At 70.8% G+C, this 17,347-nt stretch carries 17 protein-coding genes and 1 pseudogene; 8 read left to right on the forward strand and 10 right to left on the reverse strand.

Annotated elements, in window-relative coordinates; translation table 11 throughout:
- Positions 1–5 precede the first annotated feature (5 nt).
- Both Pph01_RS34895 and Pph01_RS34900 read right to left on the reverse strand, forming a co-directional pair.
- Entirely contained in the window at positions 6–2,306 is a 2,301-nt protein-coding gene (locus Pph01_RS34895; protein ID WP_204077484.1) for a propanediol/glycerol family dehydratase large subunit, read from the reverse strand.
- 33 nt (positions 2,307–2,339) lie between these two features.
- Positions 2,340–2,762: a diol dehydratase small subunit gene (locus tag Pph01_RS34900; protein ID WP_204077485.1), complete on the reverse strand. Its 423-nt coding sequence runs from the start codon at positions 2,760–2,762 to the stop codon at positions 2,340–2,342.
- A gap of 238 nt (positions 2,763–3,000) precedes the next feature.
- Between Pph01_RS34900 and Pph01_RS34905 the strand changes: the two genes are divergently transcribed.
- Positions 3,001–3,858, forward strand: coding sequence for an SDR family NAD(P)-dependent oxidoreductase (locus Pph01_RS34905; protein WP_204077486.1), 858 nt, complete (start codon positions 3,001–3,003; stop codon positions 3,856–3,858).
- Between the two features lie 103 nt (positions 3,859–3,961).
- Entirely contained in the window at positions 3,962–4,576 is a 615-nt protein-coding gene (locus tag Pph01_RS34910; RefSeq protein ID WP_204077487.1) for a TetR/AcrR family transcriptional regulator, read from the forward strand.
- Here Pph01_RS34910 and Pph01_RS34915 read toward each other — a convergent pair.
- Together Pph01_RS34915 and Pph01_RS34920 are read right to left on the reverse strand one after the other, a co-directional pair.
- Complete coding sequence (locus tag Pph01_RS34915; protein WP_204077488.1) at positions 4,555–5,091, reverse strand: GNAT family N-acetyltransferase; 537 nt, start codon at positions 5,089–5,091, stop codon at positions 4,555–4,557. The genes Pph01_RS34910 and Pph01_RS34915 overlap by 22 nt on opposite strands.
- A 61-nt stretch (positions 5,092–5,152) precedes the next feature.
- Complete coding sequence (locus tag Pph01_RS34920; protein WP_204077489.1) at positions 5,153–6,655, reverse strand: GAF domain-containing protein; 1,503 nt, start codon at positions 6,653–6,655, stop codon at positions 5,153–5,155.
- Between the two features lie 220 nt (positions 6,656–6,875).
- Here Pph01_RS34920 and exaC point away from each other — a divergent pair, with 220 nt between their 5' ends.
- Both exaC and Pph01_RS34930 read left to right on the forward strand, forming a co-directional pair.
- On the forward strand, positions 6,876–8,399 hold the full coding sequence (gene exaC, locus Pph01_RS34925; RefSeq protein WP_204077490.1) for an acetaldehyde dehydrogenase ExaC: 1,524 nt from the start codon (positions 6,876–6,878) through the stop codon (positions 8,397–8,399).
- A 2-nt stretch (positions 8,400–8,401) separates the two neighbouring features.
- Entirely contained in the window at positions 8,402–8,797 is a 396-nt protein-coding gene (locus tag Pph01_RS34930; RefSeq protein WP_239117240.1) for a DUF779 domain-containing protein, read from the forward strand.
- 132 nt (positions 8,798–8,929) lie between these two features.
- Here Pph01_RS34930 and Pph01_RS34935 read toward each other — a convergent pair whose 3' ends face one another.
- Both Pph01_RS34935 and Pph01_RS43485 read right to left on the reverse strand, forming a co-directional pair.
- Positions 8,930–10,000, reverse strand: a complete 1,071-nt coding sequence (locus Pph01_RS34935; protein WP_308441937.1) for an aldehyde dehydrogenase family protein — start codon at positions 9,998–10,000, stop codon at positions 8,930–8,932.
- Positions 9,993–10,424, reverse strand: a pseudogene (locus Pph01_RS43485) (aldehyde dehydrogenase family protein); the annotation flags it as partial. The pseudogene Pph01_RS43485 and the gene Pph01_RS34935, both read right to left, overlap by 8 nt.
- 146 nt (positions 10,425–10,570) lie before the next feature.
- Here Pph01_RS43485 and Pph01_RS34940 point away from each other — a divergent pair.
- A complete protein-coding gene (locus Pph01_RS34940; RefSeq protein WP_204077491.1) occupies positions 10,571–11,089 on the forward strand; it encodes a PadR family transcriptional regulator in 519 nt (172 codons plus the stop codon).
- Between the two features lie 15 nt (positions 11,090–11,104).
- On the opposite strand, the gene dxr is transcribed toward Pph01_RS34940, so the two are convergent.
- Positions 11,105–12,313, reverse strand: coding sequence for a 1-deoxy-D-xylulose-5-phosphate reductoisomerase (gene dxr, locus Pph01_RS34945; RefSeq protein ID WP_204077492.1), 1,209 nt, complete (start codon positions 12,311–12,313; stop codon positions 11,105–11,107).
- A gap of 138 nt (positions 12,314–12,451) precedes the next feature.
- On the opposite strand from dxr, the gene Pph01_RS34950 reads away from it, so the two are divergent.
- Positions 12,452–12,901 carry a group II truncated hemoglobin gene (locus tag Pph01_RS34950; protein ID WP_204077493.1) on the forward strand — a complete coding sequence of 150 codons (450 nt, stop codon included), beginning with the start codon at positions 12,452–12,454 and terminating at the stop codon, positions 12,899–12,901.
- A gap of 106 nt (positions 12,902–13,007) precedes the next feature.
- Here Pph01_RS34950 and Pph01_RS34955 read toward each other — a convergent pair whose 3' ends face one another.
- Entirely contained in the window at positions 13,008–13,592 is a 585-nt protein-coding gene (locus Pph01_RS34955; protein WP_204077494.1) for a TetR/AcrR family transcriptional regulator, read from the reverse strand.
- A gap of 205 nt (positions 13,593–13,797) precedes the next feature.
- Between Pph01_RS34955 and Pph01_RS34960 the strand changes: the two genes are divergently transcribed.
- Positions 13,798–15,246, forward strand: a complete 1,449-nt coding sequence (locus Pph01_RS34960; RefSeq protein ID WP_204077495.1) for an MFS transporter — start codon at positions 13,798–13,800, stop codon at positions 15,244–15,246.
- Between the two features lie 47 nt (positions 15,247–15,293).
- Here Pph01_RS34960 and Pph01_RS34965 read toward each other — a convergent pair whose 3' ends face one another.
- On the reverse strand, positions 15,294–15,875 hold the full coding sequence (locus tag Pph01_RS34965; protein ID WP_239117241.1) for a TetR/AcrR family transcriptional regulator: 582 nt from the start codon (positions 15,873–15,875) through the stop codon (positions 15,294–15,296).
- Between the two features lie 107 nt (positions 15,876–15,982).
- On the opposite strand from Pph01_RS34965, the gene Pph01_RS34970 reads away from it, so the two are divergent.
- On the forward strand, positions 15,983–16,441 hold the full coding sequence (locus Pph01_RS34970) for a nuclear transport factor 2 family protein (RefSeq protein ID WP_204077497.1): 459 nt from the start codon (positions 15,983–15,985) through the stop codon (positions 16,439–16,441).
- A gap of 36 nt (positions 16,442–16,477) precedes the next feature.
- Here the strand turns inward: Pph01_RS34970 and Pph01_RS34975 are convergent, their stop codons facing one another.
- Positions 16,478–17,311: a helix-turn-helix transcriptional regulator gene (locus Pph01_RS34975; RefSeq protein WP_204077498.1), complete on the reverse strand. Its 834-nt coding sequence runs from the start codon at positions 17,309–17,311 to the stop codon at positions 16,478–16,480.
- Between the last annotated feature and the right edge of the window lie 36 nt (positions 17,312–17,347).

A 17,347-nucleotide genomic window follows, 5' to 3' on the forward strand; every position in this document is an offset into this window, starting at 1 on the left:
CCGCCTCAGCCGGTGTGGCGCATGCGGATCAGCACCTCGAGCTCCACCGGCCCCGCGCCCGGCCGTACGAACTCGGTCTCCTTGATGTGCAGCAGCGCGGCCTTGGCCTGCCAGCGGGGCCGGGCCATGTGGTCGTTGCGCGACGGCACCGGTTCCGGCGACTCGCCCTTCGCGTAGCGGGCGGCGTTGCGGCCGATCCTGCGGAAGGTCTCCAGGTCCATCAGCGGCGCCTGCGGGAACAGCTCCAGGTTGGACAGGCGGAGCAGATCCCGCTGATGGATCATGGTGGTGCCGCGTGACATGACGCCGACGCCGATGCCGGATCCGGAGAGCCTGGCCGCGGTGTGCGCGATGACCGCCAGGTCCGAGCTGCCGCGGACCCGGATGACGCGGGCGTGCACCCCCTGCTCCTCGACGCCGGCCAGCAGTTCGCGCAGCACCTCGGCGTGCGGGACGTCGACGATGGTCTTCGAGAAGAAGTCGCCGAAAGCCGGGGAGACGCCGATGACCACCTCACCCGCGCGGCGTCCCGGACGGGCCGGGCCCTTCTCCTTCAGGCTCAGCGTGCGCCCGGTCCCCGGCGAGGGGACGCCTCCCTGTTCGGGATCGCGGGCGCTGACGACGTGCCGCAGCCGTTTCATCTCCTCCCAGCGCGCCCCGCTCGGACGGTGACCGGTGCCCGGGCCCGCGTAGTCGTTGGGATCGTTGACGGCCGACAGGGTCGTCAGCTCCGGCGTCAGGATCGCCGACGTGTGGAGGAGGTCGCCGGAGACCCTTTGTCTCAGCACGCCGAGCAGCGCCTCGGCGACGTCGGAGAAACCACCGGCCTCCAGGCCCTTGACGATGTCGAGCCCGGTGACGCCCCGGTCCATGACCGACTGCGCCGCCTTCAGGTCCTCCAGCACGTCCCGCAACGGCAGGTCCCTGCTGCCGTGCGCGTACGTGACCGCCTCGATCTCCTTGTCGGTGATCGGCGCCAGTCCGAGGTGGGCGAACACGCCCTGCAGCGCACGCGCGGCCCGGTTGCGGGCGGCGAGGATCTCGGCCTCGGGGACGTGCCGGAGCGCGCCGTCGACCTGCAGATCCCGCTGGATGGTGTTCCAGTCGTCGAAGTCCTCGGGGTCGAGGTTCGACCCGGCGAACATGTTGTCGTAGTTGGGCACGCCGGAGTAGCCCGAGCAGATGAAGTCGGTGCCGGGCAGCAGTTGCGGCAGCAGCCGCGCGGTGCGGCGCATGTCGGAGTGCGAGAAGGACTGGTCGTTGCCGGAGGCGCACTCCAGGTCGACGGTGCTGGCGATGAGATTCTCCGCGAGCACGGCGCGGATGCCCGCCGGGACCGCGCCGGGCACGCCGATGCAGCTGATCGAGCCGTTCTGCAGGCCCTGGACCCCGGCGCCCTTGGCGACCAGGATGCAGCGGACCTCCAGGTAGAGCATGGACCTGCCTTCGGCGTTGCCCATCTGCACCTCGGAACCGGTACCCGAGGTGAACCTCATCTTGATCCCGCGTGAGGCGTACGCGGACGCGAGGAACGCCTTCGACCACGGGGTGTCGTCGCCGTCGCAGAACACCTGCTCGGTGCCGTACACCGAGATCGTCTCGGCGTAGGCCGTGATGCCGCGCATGCCCAGTTCGAGCTCGGTGGCCTCCTCCAGCGCGCACTGGGTGAGGACGCCGGGTCGTCCGGTCTGCGCGCCGACCTGCAGCGCGATGGCGACCAGCGGCGCGTAGCGCACGACGCCGAGTGTGGTCTCCAGCTCGCGGAATCCGCGCAGTGCGGCCTCCGCCGCGTCCGCCGCGACCTGGACCGGGTTGTCCCTGGCGCTCGTGGAGTGCGCCTGGTTGGCCGGGGTGCGCCGGGCCCGCATCTTCTGCAGGGCCATCATCATCTCGACGACGTTCATGGTCTTGACGACCTCGAGCAGCTTGGCGGGGGTGAGGCCGCGCGACACCGCCAGCACGTCGGCCCGCGACACCCGCGGATCGACCAGCATGTGCGCTATCTCGACGACGTCCAGTGCCATCGCCTGCTCGGCCGCGCCGGCGTCGATCGCGTGATCGGCGATGAACTGGTCCAGGAAGTCGAAGTCCCTCCTGTGCCTGCCGTCCATCTCCACGATCGTGCCGTTCTCCACCCGCACGCTCGGCGACGGGTCGAAGGGGCTGTCCATGGCGACCATGCCGACCTCGGGCCACTCCTCCACGAAGCCGTCGAGGTTGACGGGCCGGTCCTCCAGAATCCGGGTGCGCTTGGATCGCCGGGCGGCCCCCGGGCCCGGGTCACTCGTGACGTTGGTGGCCTTCATCGACGCTCCCGTCTCCCGATCCCTCCGACGTGGTCAGCCCGCGAGGACGCCCCGGCGCTCGTACACCTCGGCCGCCTCCCTGACGAGCCGGGCGCACAGCGTGGCGGAATGGTCCCGCTCCAGCTCCTCGGCGATGGCGGTCAGCTCCCGTTTCGTGGAGGCCCGGGGCCGGAGCGCGTTGTAGATCCGCAGAACCTCCGCGTCCGGCAGCGTCGTCAGCTCGGCGGCCCTGCGGAAGTTCTGGCCGAGTTGCGGCCTGCCGACGGAGTCGGCGATCCGCGCCTGCAGCCGCAGCGTCTCCGCCGCGATGCGGAGGTCCTCGGCCGTGACCTCGCCGCCCAGCACGGCCTGCATGGTGATCTCGTCGAGCCGCTTGCCGGTGGGGGTCCTGATCAGCTCGGGCCGGTGGGACGCCAGGGGGTAGTCGTGCCGGGGATCCAGATCGGCGGGGGCCATGGGCTCGTACCTGCCTTCTCACGCGACTGTGCGGGCTCGATGCCACGGGAGGCGCCGCTGGCCCAGGCCTCGAGGCCGGGAGTTCGCGGAGGCGTCGACGTGAGGAAGACGATAAGCGTGCCGCGTTGCAACGGCGTTGCGTCGCGAAGACGCGTCCGCGCAGGTCGTGACGGCCGCTGACGCGGTACGGACTCCCCCGTGTCGAGCCCGAGTGCGCGGCCGCCTTATATTGGTAAGTATGCAATTACTTACTTATCCGGAAGGCGTGGCGGTGAAGAAGACTCTGCTGATCACCGGCAGTTCCCGAGGGCTGGGAAGGGCACTGGCGGAAGCGGCGCTCGAGCGCGGCCACCGGGTGGTGGTCACCGCTCGCGACGCCGCCGCGGTGCGCGAACTCGTGGAGCAGCATCCGGACGCCGCACGTGCCGTCTCCCTCGACGTCACCGATCCGCGCGCGGCCGGCGCCGCCGTCCGGACCGCGGTGGAGGAGTTCGGCCGTCTGGACGTTCTGGTCAACAACGCGGGCTATTCCGACGTCGCCGCCATCGAGGACACCGACCTCGAGGACTTCCGGGCGCAGGTGGAGACCAACCTGTGGGGTGCGGTCCACCTGACCAAGGCCGCCCTGCCGATCTTGCGCGAGCAGCGCGGCGGGCACATCGTGCAGGTGTCCTCAGTGAGCGGACGGCTCGCGCCAGCCGTCGGCCTGGGGGCGTACGTGACGGCGAAGTTCGCGCTGGAGGGGTTCTCGGAGGCGCTGGCGGCCGAGGTCGCGCCTTTCGGAGTGAAGGTGACGATCGTGGAGCCGGGCTCCATGGCGACGACTCTCGCCTCGTCGATGCGGCTGCCGCGGCCCAGCGCACCGTACGCGGAGGCGATGGCGCCGATGCTGGCGCGATACGGCGACCCGCACGCCGCGTACGGCGTGAGCCCCCGGCGCGCCGCAGAGGTGCTGCTCGGCGTGCTCGAACTGCCGGATCCGCCGCTCTGGCTCCCCCTCTCCGGCGCCGCCCTCGACCGCATCCGCGAGAGCGAGCAGCGCAAGATCGCCGAGCTGGACCGATGGGAGGATCTCAGTCGGTCGGCCGACGCGTGACGACGCCCAGCGCGGCGCGCACCAGCGGGCCGGCGAATCGCGAACGGGAGACAAGTAACCGACATGACCGACGACACCCGCGACCAGTACTCGACGGTGCCCCATGGCTCCTGACGCCGTAGGTCCGCGTTCCGCCCGGGACGCGGCGGCGACACGACGCCGCATCCTCGACGCCGCAACCGCCGAGTTCTCGGCCCTGGGCCTGGCCGGTGCGCGTACCGCCGGCATCGCGGAGAGCGCCGGGGCGAACCAGCGGATGATCTACGCCTACTTCGGCAACAAGGACGGCCTCTTCGACGCCGTGCTCGAGCACAACATCCTGCTCGTCCAGACCGCCGTGCCCTTCGACCCGACCGACCTGCCCGGATACGCCCAGCGCGTCTTCGACTTCTACCGCGCCAACCCCCACCTGGTCCGGCTCGAGTTGTGGCAGACCCTGCAACGCACGGAGTCCATGCGGTCCTCACCTCTGATCAGGTCGGCGCTCGAGCACAAGGTCGCGTCGCTCGAGCAGGCCCAGGCGGCCGGGCTCGTCAGCGCCGTCCTCCCGGCCGCGCGGCTTCTCGACCACATCCTCACTCTGGCCCACGGTCACCCGATGGACGCCGGGGACGCGGCCACCTGGACCGATGTGCAGCGCGACGCCCTGGCGGCGGCGGTCGCCGTTCTCACCGGTCAGCCCGCCGGCGGCCGGTCTTACAGCGCGGGCCGTGATTGAGATGGGGGCGTCCCGGCTTCCGCAGGAGTGCCCGCCGTGGCCCCCGGCGGGCGCACCATGAAGACGTCGACCGGGTCCTCGGCCTCCACAGCGAATCCGTGGCGCTCGTAGAGCCGGCGGGCGGCGCTGCCCTGCAGGACGTTCAAGCCGACGGCCATGCCCTGCGCGTCGGCCCCCTCCAGCACCGTGCGCAGGACGGCGGATCCCAGCCCCTGGCCCTGACGGTCAGGAGCGAGGTAGAAGTGCTCCAGCCACTGCCGGTCTTCCGCGGGCCGGACCGTGACGCATCCCGCGAGTTCGCGGCCGACCATGATGATCGACGTGTACTGCGGGGAGAAGGAGTCCCGCAGCCGCTGCCGCACCCGGTGCTCGTCGTAGCGCCCGAGGCGTTCCAGATCCGGACGCATGACCGTGGCCCGCAACTCCACGAGCACCTCGATGTCCGCCGTCACCGCGGAGCGCAACACCCAGCCCGTGGCAGGCACCGCCGTGTCCGGTCGCGTCTTGATCGCCATGGGCGGAGTATGACAGTCCGCCTCCTCTGAACGGGTATGGGGGCGTCCCCATCCCGTCCCGTCAGCCGTCCTCGGCGAGGAGCCAGGCCAGCCTGGCCGCGGCGACCGCCTGTCGCGGGTCGCCTGGGTGCAGTTCTCCGGCGAGCCGCTCGAAGACCTCGATGTCGTCGCCGCCCGGCTCGCTCTGGCCGAACGTCCACAGGGCTTCGAGGTCGTGGTGGTCGAGGACCGCCCTCCGCAGCGCCGCGAGCAGTTGGTAGCTTTCCGCCCGGACCGCGGGGGCCTCGGACTGGGCGAGCAGCGGTGCGTGACAGGCCGCCACCGCCGCCCGGACGTCGCCCGACCGCAGCGCGGCCCGCACGCCCAGGAAGTCGGCGTCGACGTCCGCCCGCAGCCGGTAGCGCCCGGGATCGATGACGGACTCGCCGGCCAGTGCCCGGAGCCGGTGGATCTCCGAGCGCGCCGTGGTGGGATTGCCCGCGTCGCCGTACAGATGCAGCGCGAGTTGTTCGGCGGTCAGGCCCGCGGGGTGCAGGGCGAGCACGGCGAGCAGTTCGGCTCGCCGCAGGGTCAGCGGGAGCTCGCGGCCGTCCAGCACGGCCACCGGCCGATCGCCGAGGAACGACAACGAGAGTTTGGGCCGGCGCGCGGCGGCCCGCCTCGAGGCGGGGACGCGGACCAGATATCCCTCCGGCAGCGGCTCGACCAGCGCCTCGAGCCCGTCGTCGAGGACGACCCGGTCGGCCCCGGGCGGTACGGGTATGCGGCAGGGCCATCGGCTGTCCGGCTGGGCGGCGACGACCCGGCCGGACCGGGTCAGCAGTGCGCCCGGCTCGCCGCGCAGGCCCGCCAGGTGCCGCATGTTCGCGGAGCGCAGCCGCTCGTCCCGGACCTCCATCAGATCGCGAAGACGCGCCTCGGCGAGCTGTGCGGCCGCGTTGACCAGGCAGACCACGGCCGGGTGCAACGTGTGGAGCGGCCCGCTGACGTCGACGGCACCGAGGATCGCGCCGGTGTCGGGGTCGTGTACGGGCGCGGCCGCGCAGGTCCAGGGGTGGTACGCGCGCACGAGATGCTCGGCGGAATAGATCTGCACCGGGCCGCCGACCGCCAGCGCGGTGCCCATCGCGTTGGTCCCGATGGCGGCCTCGGCCCAGAGCGTGCCCTCGAACAGCCCGACCCGGTCCGCCCGCAGGCGGATGTCGGCCGGCCCCTCGCGCCACAGGATCGCGCCGTCCGCGTCGGTGACGATCATGACGTGCCGGGACTCGTCCGCGATGCCGACGAGCAGTTCGCGCAGCATCGGCACCACGTCGTGCAGCGGGTGGGCCGCGCGCACGTCGGCCACCTCGGCCGATCCGTAGACGATCGGCGGCCGGTAGTGGTCCGGGTCCACGTGCGCGGCCAGCGAGCGCCGCCAGGACTCGGAGATCATCGGGCGGGGCGGCGCGGGCGGTTTCGCGCCGCTGAGAACGGCCTCGCGGACCTGCTGCAGCAGGCGGAACTGCGTTCCCGGATCCGGTGACAGACGAGCGGCCGTGATCCCGGTGGTTTCGACGTCCATGGTGCACTCCGCGGCGGCCCTGAGGGGCGCGTCAGGGCTGCCGTCGCCGACGGTGGCCGGGATCGCACCCGCGTCCTCGGCGCGACGTGGCGCCGGCGAGCGCGTGCGAGCGGCGCCGTGCCCGCGCCTCCCCCGTGCAACGACGCTGCAACGCCGATTTCCCTACCTTCGGCGTATTCCCCTGTCTCACGATAATTCAGCATTTGGGGAGGTCAGGAGGATGGTCCGGTATATGGCACCGGGTGAGGCCGGGAGCGTCGTCACGTTCCTACCTCGTTACGATCACTTCATCGGCGGCGAGTATGTGCCGCCCGTCAAAGGCCGGTACTTCGAGAACCCGACTCCGGTGACCGGCAGGACGTTCACCGTGGTGGCGCGGGGCACCGCAGAGGACGTCGACAGCGCGGTGCGCGCCGCGGAGGGCGCGGCCGCGGCCTGGGGCCGCACGTCGCCGACCGAGCGCGCCGAGGTCCTCAACAAGATCGCCGACAGGATGCAGCGACATCTGGAGGCCATCGCGGTGGCCGAGTCCTGGGAGAACGGCAAGCCCGTGCGGGAGACCCTCGTGGCCGACATCCCGCTGGCCATCGACCACTTCCGCTACTTCGCCGGCGCGATCCGGGCGCAGGAGGGCTCGATATCGCAGCTCGACGCCGACACCGTGGCCTACCACTTCCACGAGCCCCTGGGCGTGGTCGGGCAGATCATCCCGTGGAACTTCCCCATCCTGATGGCCGCCTGGAAGCTGGCCCCGGCGTTGGCGGCGGGCGACACCGTGGTGCTCAAGCCCGCCGAACAGACCCCGGCCTCGATCCACGTCGTGCTGGAGCTGATCGCGGATCTGCTCCCGCCGGGGGTGGTGAACGTGGTCAACGGGTTCGGCGCGGAGGCGGGCAAGCCGCTGGCGCAGCACCGGGGAGTCCGCAAGGTGGCGTTCACCGGTGAGACCACCACCGGGCGGCTGATCATGCAGTACGCCAGCGAGAACATCATCCCGGTCACCCTCGAGCTCGGCGGCAAGAGCCCGAACATCTTCTTCCGCGATGTCGCGGACGCGCGCGACGCCTTCTACGACAAGGCGCAGGAGGGCTTCGCGATGTTCGCGCTGAACCAGGGCGAGGTGTGCACCTGCCCGTCGCGGGCGCTGATCCAGTCGTCGATCTACTCCTCGTTCCTGGCCGACGCGATCCCGCGGGTGAAGAGGATCAGGCAGGGTCACCCCCTGGACACCGAGACCATGATCGGGGCCCAGGCGTCCAACGACCAGTTGGAGAAGATCCTCTCCTACATCGACATCGGCAGGGCGGAGGGCGCCCGCGTCCTCACCGGAGGCCGGCGGGCGGACCTCGGCGGCGACCTGGCCGGGGGGTACTACGTCCAGCCGACCGTGTTCGAAGGCGACAACAAGATGCGGATCTTCCAGGAGGAGATCTTCGGCCCCGTCGTGTCGGTGACGAAGTTCGACGAGTACGACGACGCCATCAAAATCGCCAACGACTCCCTGTACGGCCTGGGCGCCGGGGTGTGGACGCGAGACGGGAACACCGCCTACCGCGCAGGCCGGGAGATCCAGGCGGGACGCGTGTGGACCAACTGCTACCACGTGTACCCGGCGCACGCCGCCTTCGGCGGGTACAAGCAGTCCGGCATCGGCCGCGAGAACCACGCGATGATGCTCGACCACTACCAGCAGACCAAGAACGTCCTGGTGTCGTACGCGCCGAACGCGCAGGGCTTCTTCTGATCGTGGAGACGACGGAGGGCCGGGCGGCACGGGTGGACGTCACCGAGCCCGCGGCCGCTCTGCTGCGACGGCTCACCGCGGAGCACGGCCCGCTGATGTTCCACCAGTCGGGCGGATGTTGCGACGGCAGCGCGCCGATGTGCTACCCGGCGGGAGAGTTCCGCACCGGAGCCGCCGACGTCCATCTCGGAGACCTCACGGTCGACGGCGTCGCCGCACCGATTCCGGTGTGGATGTCGGCGTCCCAGTTCGAGTACTGGCGGCACACGCACATCACCATCGACGTGGTGCCCGGCAGAGGCGCCGGGTTCTCGTTGGAGGCCCCCGAGGGGGTGCGCTTCCTGACCCGCTCTCGGCTGCTCACCCCTGGAGAGCTCGCCGTACTCGGCGACGCCTGACGACTCGTCATGAACCGCCGGGGAGACATGAGGGTGGGGTGGCCGGGGCGCGGCCACCCCACCCGATCCCGGTGACGGTGCGGATATCCGGTCTCACAGCGTCCTCGGGAGTCTTGGGAGGGGCGGAAGCGCCTAGCCTCCGATCTGGGCGCAGACCGCCTTCACCTCGGTGTAGGCCTCCAGCGCCTCGTGGCCCATCTCGCGCCCCCAGCCCGACTGCTTGTAGCCGCCGAAGGGCAGGGCGGCGTCGAAGACGTTGTAGCAGTTGATCCAGACGGTTCCCGCCCGGATCTTCCCGGCCAGCGTGTGCGCCTTGGCGATGTCTCGCGTCCAGATGCCGGCTCCCAGCCCGAAGCTGGTGGCGTTGGCCTGGGCGGCGATCTCGTCCAGGTCGGAGAACGGCGCGGCGACCACGACCGGCCCGAAGATCTCCTCCCGGACGACCTTCATGTCGGGGCGGGCTCCCGTGAGGACCGTGGGCTCCACGAAGTACCCGCGGTCGCCGTGCCGCCTCCCGCCGACCCGTGTCTCGGCGCCCTCGCTGCGGCCGGACTCCAGGTAGCCGGTGACCCGGCGCAACTGCTCGTCGGAGACCAGCGGGCCCATCTGGGTGTCGGCCTCCAGCCCGGAGCCGAGCTTGATCCCGCGGGCGATCTCGGACACGCCGTCGACCACCTCGTCGAACCTGCTCTCGTGCACGAACAGCCGCGATCCCGCCACGCAGCACTGGCCGTGGTTGAAGAAGATCGCGTTCGCCGCGCCCGCGATGGCGATCTCGGGGTCGGCGTCGTCGAACACGACATTGGGGCTCTTCCCGCCGAGTTCGAGGGTGACCTTCTTCAGGTTCCCGGCCGCGGCGTGCACGATCAGCTTGCCGACCTCCGTGGAACCGGTGAAGGCGACCTTGTCGACGTCGTCGTGCGCGGCCAGCGCCGCACCGGCGGTCTCGCCGTACCCGGGGAGGACGTTGACCACCCCGTCCGGCACCCCGGCCTCGGCGATCAGCTCGGCGAGCCGCAGCGCCGACAGCGGGGTCTGCTCGGCGGGCTTGAGGATCACCGTGTTCCCGGTCGCGAGGGCGGGCCCCAGCTTCCAGGCCGCCATCAGCAGCGGGAAGTTCCAGGGGATGATCTGGCGCGACCACGCCGACCGGCTCGCGCAGGGTGTAGGCGTGGAACCCCGCACCCGGCATGTACGGCACATTGAGCGAGATGGTGTTTCCCTCGATCTTCGTCGCCCAGCCCGCCATGTAGTGAAACAGGTCGGCAGCCAGCGGGACGTCCGCCGCCCGTGCAACGGCCAGGGGCTTGCCGTTGTCCAGCGACTCCAGTTGGGCGAGTTCCTCGGCGTGCTCGAGGATCAGATCACCGATCTTCCAGATGATCCGTCCGCGCTGCGAGGCGGTCATGCGGGACCACGGCCCGGAGAAGGCCCTGCGGGCCGCGAGCACCGCGCGGTTCACGTCCTCGGCGTCGGCCTCGGCGACGTGCGCCAGCGTCTCGCCGGTCGCCGGATTGGGAGTGGCGAACGTCTTGCCGGAGGCCGCGTCCACCCATCGCCCGTCGATGAAGAGCTGCCGCGGAGTGGCTACGAAGTCCTCGACGCTCTTTTCCAGGGTCACCGTCATCAGTGTCGGCTCCCATCTGTTCAGAGGGCGCTCTTCCGGCCGCACCACGTGCCGGCGGTAAGCCGGCCTTGGGGGTCGGGCGAGCCAGTAGTCACAATGAGACTACTGACGGTGTGAGAACACAAGAGGCCTCTACTCTTGGATGTGTGGAGCCGCCCCCGTTGTCGTTCACCGAATGGCTGGTGCTGGCCCTCGTCGCCGAAGGCCCCACCCATGGGTTCGCGATCGCCAGGCTCACCGGGCCCTCCGGCCCCGTCGGGGCGATCTGGCAGGTTCCCAAGCCGCTTGTCTACCGCGCGTGCGGCCGGTTGTCCGATCTCGCCCTGATCCAGCCGGCGGGAACCGCTCCCGGCGACGGCGGGCCGGACCGCAACCTCGTCGCCGCGACCTCCACCGGGCTGGCCGTCGTGCAGGCCTGGCTGGTGCGACCGGTGAGGCACATCCGCGACATCCGCTCGGAGCTCCTGGTCAAGCTCGCCCTCCTCGACCGCGCCGGCGTCAGCCCCGAGCCGTTGCTGGAGGCCCAGCGTGAACACCTGGCGCCGATCATCAGCGGTCTCGAGCGGCGCCTGGACCATGCCACCGGGTTCGACCGCACGCTGACCTCCTGGCGGTACGAGACCGCCCAGGCGACCATGCGGTTCCTGCGGGCCGTCACGGGCTGAGCACCCGTCGCGGGATCACGCCGCGCGGGTGAGCTCCCGCGCCCGCACCCGGGCCCAGGTCTCCGCGGCCAGCACGGCGTCGACGGTCATCTCGCCGTCCGCCCGGTCGTGTTCGCTCATCACGCGTTCGACCGTGTCGGTGATCGCGAGGAACGGCAGGCGCCCGGCGAGGAAGGCCGCGACGCACTCCTCGTTGGCGGCGTTGAAGACCGCGGGCGTCGTTCCCCCCGCCTGTCCGGCGGCGCACGCCAGACCGAGGCCCGGGAAGGCGTCGTGGTCGACGGGAAGGAACTCCCAGGAGGACGCCCTGGTCCAGTCGCACGCGGGCGCCGCGTCCGCCACACGGTCGGGCCACGACATCCCCAGGGCGAGCGCCATGCGGATGTCCGGCGGGGCGACCTGGGCCAGGGTCGAACCGTCGTGGAACTCGACCATGGAGTGGACCATCACCTGCGGGTGGACGACGACCTCGATCCGGTCGAAGGGGATGTCGAACAGGAGATGGGCCTCGATGACCTCCAGGCCCTTGTTGACCAGGTTCGCGCAGTTGACCGTGATGACCGGCCCCATGTTCCAGACCGGGTGGGCGAGAGCCTGCTCGGCGGTGACGTCCGCCATCTCGGCCCGGCTGAGCCCGCGGAAGGGGCCGCCGCTGGCGGTGACGATCAGGCGCCGCACCTCGCCCGGCTTCCCGCCCTGGAGGCACTGGAAGAGCGCGGAGTGCTCGGAGTCGACGGGGATGATCTGGCCGGGCGCGGCCAGCTTCCTGACCAGAGCTCCCCCGACGATGAGCGATTCCTTGTTCGCGAGGATCAGCCTGCTGCCGGACTCCAGCGCGGCCAGGGTGGGCGCGAGGCCGACAGAGCCGGTGATTCCGTTGAGCACCGCGTCACAGGGCAACGAGGCGAGTCGCGTCGCGGCGTCGGGACCGTAGACGATCTCCGGTACGGAGGACGCGACAGAGCCGCGGCCACGCCGCGCGGCCTCCTCCCGCAGCGCGGTCTCCAGCCTGTGCGCGCCGTCGGCCGCGGCGATGCCCACGTGACCGACCTCCAGGTCGAGCGCCTGCCGGGCGAGGAGGTCGACGTCCCCGCCGCCGGCGGCGACGGCCACGACGCGGAAGCGCCCGGGGTTGCGCCGGATGACGTCGATCGCCTGGGTGCCGATCGATCCGGTCGACCCGAGAAGGACGAGGCTGCGCGGCTCACCGTGGGCTGAGGTCATGATCGGATGCTATCGGCGCCCTCCCGGCCTCCTCGCGGCCGGTTCGTTTCCGGCGCGACATACCTGGGCGTCCTCCGTTGCATGCGGAACGATGGAGAACGCTGGCCCGCCGTGGATCACTCTGGTAATGATGTAATCATGGAGACCCTCTTTGAACACGCCGGCGGATACGACGGCCTTCACCGGTTCATCGAAATCTTCTACGCCGGCGTCCTGTCCGATCCGCTGCTGCAGCCGTTGTTCGGTGCGGGACGGCCCGAGCACGTGGCGCACCTGACGGCCTTCACCGCGGAGACCTTCGGCGGACCCGACACGTTCTCCCAGGAGATGGGCGGATTCTCCCGGCTCATCGACGCGCACCGCGGCCTGATGATCACCGAAGACCAGCGGCAGCGGTTCATCGAGTTGTACATGGCGGCCGCGGATCGAGCGGGACTTCCCGACGACGAACCGTTCCGGGACGCGCTGCGTTCGCATGTCGACTTCGGCTCGCAGGTGGCCATGCAGAATTCCCACGCCGAGACCGACGACCAGCTGCACCCGCTCCGCGAGGTCCCCCAATGGGACTGGCCCGCGCCGTCCGCGTGATCCCCGGCACCCGGGTCAGCGCTGTCCGTGCTCGTAGAAGGCGGTGACGCGGGCCGCCGGGCGACCCGCGTTCCCGCTTCCGGACCTCTGAGCCTGCCGTACGGGATCAGGCAGGCCGGGCGCGCACACCGTCGAGGGCGATCCCGAGCACCCGCTCGCGCTGCTCGTCGTCGACGAAGGACGCGCCGGTGATCCCGCTGACCAGGCGGAGCACGTCGTCGAAGCTGATGTCCGCGCGGGCGTCCCCGGCCTCCTGCGCCCGTGCGAACAGGGGCTCCCCCGCTCCGTACATGACGTCCCTGCAGGCGCGGAACATCGCGGATTCGCGGTTGAGCGCTTCGGAGATCGCGGCCTTTGTCGCGACATATCCGACGAAGCGTCGCAACCAGGTGACGAGGGCCTCCCACGGCGGCAGGTCGGCGACCTTCTCCGCCTCACGGCGGAGCCCCTCCACGTCGTCGACGTACACCGCGTCGAACAGGTCCTGGCGCGTGGGGAAGTTGCGGTACAGGGTGCCGATGCCGACACCCGCCCGGCGGGCGATGTCCTCCAGCGACGCCCCGGTGCCGTGCTGGGCGAAGGCCTCACGCGCCGCGACGAGCAGGGCGTCGAAGTTCCTCCGGGCGTCGGCGCGGTGCGGGCGCCGTACCGCGACGGCAGAGCCCGTGCCTGTGATTGTGCGCTCTGTCACAGATGACTCCCAGGTAGGGCTGCCGTTTGTCAGCGGAGGTACGCCTCCGTTATTGTGGAGGCAAGCCTCCGGTATTGCGGAGGTTCTCCTCCACTTTAACAGCCTGGGTCGTCGGCCGCGGATGCCGTGAGAGGCACCGGCGACCGGCCCCTTCGCCGGCATGCCACCCGCGACCCAGGCGTCATTCATATCGAAGGACCCCTTCATGGCAGGCGCCACCTCATCGGCGCGGCGCACCTTCGTGGTGCTGTCCGCCGCCGCCGCCGCTTTCTCGATCATGCAGTCTCTGGTCACCCCGGTGCTGCCGACCATCCAGCACGATCTGCACACCAGCCAGGGCACGGTGACCTGGGTGCTGACGGCGTGGTTGTTGTCGGCGTCGGTCGCGACCCCTCTCCTGGGCCGGATCGGCGACATGATCGGAAAAGAGCGCACACTCCTCGTCGCCCTCGGCGCGATCGCCGTCGGATGCCTGATCGCCGCGATCGCCCCCAACCTCGGGGTGCTGATCGTCGGCCGGGTCGTCCAGGGGCTCGGCGGAGCGGTGTTCCCGGTGTCGTTCGGGATCATCCGTGACGAGTTCCCCGCCGAGCGGGTGCCTTCGGCGGTCGGCGGCCTGTCCGCCGTCATCGCCGCGGGAGGCGGCCTGGGCATCGTGCTGGCCGGTCCGATCGTCGGAGCGCTCGACTGGCGGTGGCTGTTCTGGATTCCGATGATCGTCGTGACGGTGACCGCGATCCTCGCGCATCGGTACGTGCCGGAGTCGCCGGTGCGGACTCCGGGACGCATCGACTGGCTGGCCGCGGTGCTCCTGTCGGGTTGGCTGGTGGCGCTGCTGATCCCGCTCAGCGAAGCCGCGTCGTGGGGCTGGGGGTCGGCCCGGGTGATCGCGTTGTTCGCCGCCGCGGCGGTCCTGTTCGCCCTGTGGATCACGGTCGAGACCAGGTCCCGCAACCCGTTGATCGACATGCGGATGATGCGGCTGCCCGCCGTGTGGACGACCAACCTCGTGGCGCTGCTGTTCGGCGCCGGCATGTTCTCCGTGTACGCGTTCCTGCCGCAGTTCATGCAGATACCCCGGGAGGCGGGCTACGGGCTCGGCTCCACGGTCACCGGCGCCGGGCTCCTGATGTTGCCCATGCTCGTGACGATGGCCGTCGGCGGATCGATCAGCGGCCCGATCTCCCATCGCGTCGGCGCCAAGGCCCAGCTCGTCTTGGGGTCGGCGGGCAGCGCGCTCTCGTGCGCCGGGTTCGCCGCCTACCACGACCAGCCGTGGCAGCTCGCCGTCGCCGGCGGCGTCTTCGGACTCGGCCTCGGACTGGCCTACGCCTCGATGACCAGCCTGATCGTGCAGAGCGTGCCGGCGCGCCAGACCGGCGCCGCCAGCGGCATGAACGCCAACATCCGCACCATCGGCGGGTCGATCGGCACCGCGGTGGTGAGCTCCATCGTCACGGGTCACCTGCAGCCCGGTGGCCTGCCGTACGAGTCGGGCTACACGCACAGCTTCACGGTGCTCGCCCTGACCTCCGCGGCCGCCGTCGTGGTGGCGCTGTTCATTCCGTCCGCGCGGGGGCGCCGCGCATCCGCGGCCGCCGCGCGCGAGACCCCGGCCGCCGCGCCGGCGTCCGTCGGCGGTGGGAAGGACTGACCGCGGGGAAGGCCGGCGGCGGAAAAGGCTGACGGCGCGCCCTCGTCTCACTCGGCCGGGGCCGCGCGACGTGCCCGCCTGGCGGATTCGACCAGCAGGCCCGCCGCCGTCCTGGCCTGCGCGGCCGTTTCGGGAGCTCCGAGGATCCCGGCGGTGACCATGGCCCCCTCGGCGAGCAGGAGCAGCTGGCCGGCCAGCTCCCGGGGAAGGTCCGCCTCGGCCGCGAGGGTCTCCAGGTAGCTCCTGAACGCCTGCTTGTGCCGCCGGGCCTGGGTGGCCACGGTCGCCGACGTGGCCCCCAGCTCGCCGAAGGAGTTGATCCACGCGCACCCTCGGAAGCCGGGCTCGGCGAACCACCGCTCGAGCCAGTCGAAGACCGCGATGATCCGGCCCTCGGGGTCGTCGCACGCCTCCACGTGGTCGGCGAGACGCCGCCGCCAGCTGAGGTCACGGCGCTCGAGGTAGGCCTCGACGAGCCGGTCCTTCGTGGCGAACAGCTGGTAGAGGCGTTTCAGCGAGACTCCCGACAGGCTGCGGATGTCGTCCATGCCGACGGCCTGGATGCCTCTGCCGTAGAACAGCTCCTCGGCCGCGTCGAGCACCTGGTCGCGCGCCGCCCCCTGGTCCACGCGATCACCTCGCCCCTCCGTTGACGTAGAGAACCAGCGTTCTCTAGGGTAAACGAGAACGCTCGTTCTCCGGACGGGCGCCGTCATCCCGCAGACAAGGAGAGGTCATGGGTCAGCGCCCGCCACTTCCGCCCTTCGACCACGAGAGCGCGCTGCAGAAGGTCCAGGCCGCAGAGGACGCGTGGAACACCCGCGACCCGCAGCGGGTCGCGCTCGCCTACACGCCGGACTCGGTCTGGCGCAACCGCGACACCTTCATCACCGGGCGCAAGGCCATCGTCGAGTTCCTCACCCAGAAGTGGGAACGCGAGCTCGACTACGCGCTGCGCAAGGAACTGTGGGCCTTCGACGGCAACCGCATCGCCGTCCGCTTCCAGTACGAATGCCACGACGCCGAAGGGCGGTTCTGGCGGAGCTACGGAAACGAACTCTGGGAGTTCGACGGCGACGGCCTCATGGCCCGCCGGGAGGCCAGCATCAACGACGTCCGCATCCAGGAGCACGAAAGGCGCATCCTCGGGCCGCGCCCGGACGACGAGCGCGGGAAGCCGTTCCCGATCCGGTGACGCCGCGCCCCGCCGCGGCGCACGACGTCGTGATCGTCACGTGGCGGCGGCGAGGCCGCCCAGCCTGGCCAGGGCCCGCTCGGACGGGCTGCCGGGCTCGGACTGGAGGACGATGAGGAGCTGCCCGGAGGCGCTGCAGACCGCGAAGATCTCGAACGTGAGGACTATGTCGCCGACATCGTCGCGGTGGATGCGGATGGTTCCGTGGGTCCTGTCCTGAACGTCATGGCGGGCCCACAGCCGCCGGAAGTCGTCGCTTCCGATCGAGAGCTGCTCGACCAACTCGTACAGGGACGGATCACCGCGGTTCGTCCCCACGGCGGCCCGCAGATGCGCCACCTTGAACGACGCCTCCTGCTCCCAGTCCCGGTAGAACCGCCGGGACGCCGGGTTGAGGAAGGCCATCCGGATCAGGTTGTCGTTGTACTCCATGCCCTCGTAGAGGGCGGAGCCCAGCGCGTTCTGCGCCAGCACGTCCCAATGGCGGTTCACCACCAGCGCCGCCACGTCGTCCTGGCGTTCGATGAAGCGCAGCACCTGGGAGCCGACCGGCTCTCCCCGGCTGCCGATCACCCTTCCCATCTGACCCGCCCTCCGGTGCGCCAGCTCGTACAGGTGCCGGGTGGCCGCGAGGTCGAGCTGGAGAACACGGGCGAGGGCGCCGAGCACCTGATCCGAGGGGTCACGTTCACTTCCCTGCTCGAGCCTCATGTAGTAGTCGGTGCTGACACCGGCCAGCCGGGCGACTTCGTCATGGCGAAGCCCGGGCGTCCGCCGCCGGGGGGCGACGTCGTCCGGTCCCACGCGTTCGGCGGCCGTGACCTGGCGCCGGGCGCGCAGGAAGTCTCCGAGGGGACCTCCACCTGCCATGTCCTAATTAAGCCAAGACGCCGTCGTCGCAGCTAG

This window comes from Planotetraspora phitsanulokensis (genome assembly GCF_016863295.1).
Taxonomy (GTDB): domain Bacteria; phylum Actinomycetota; class Actinomycetes; order Streptosporangiales; family Streptosporangiaceae; genus Planotetraspora; species Planotetraspora phitsanulokensis.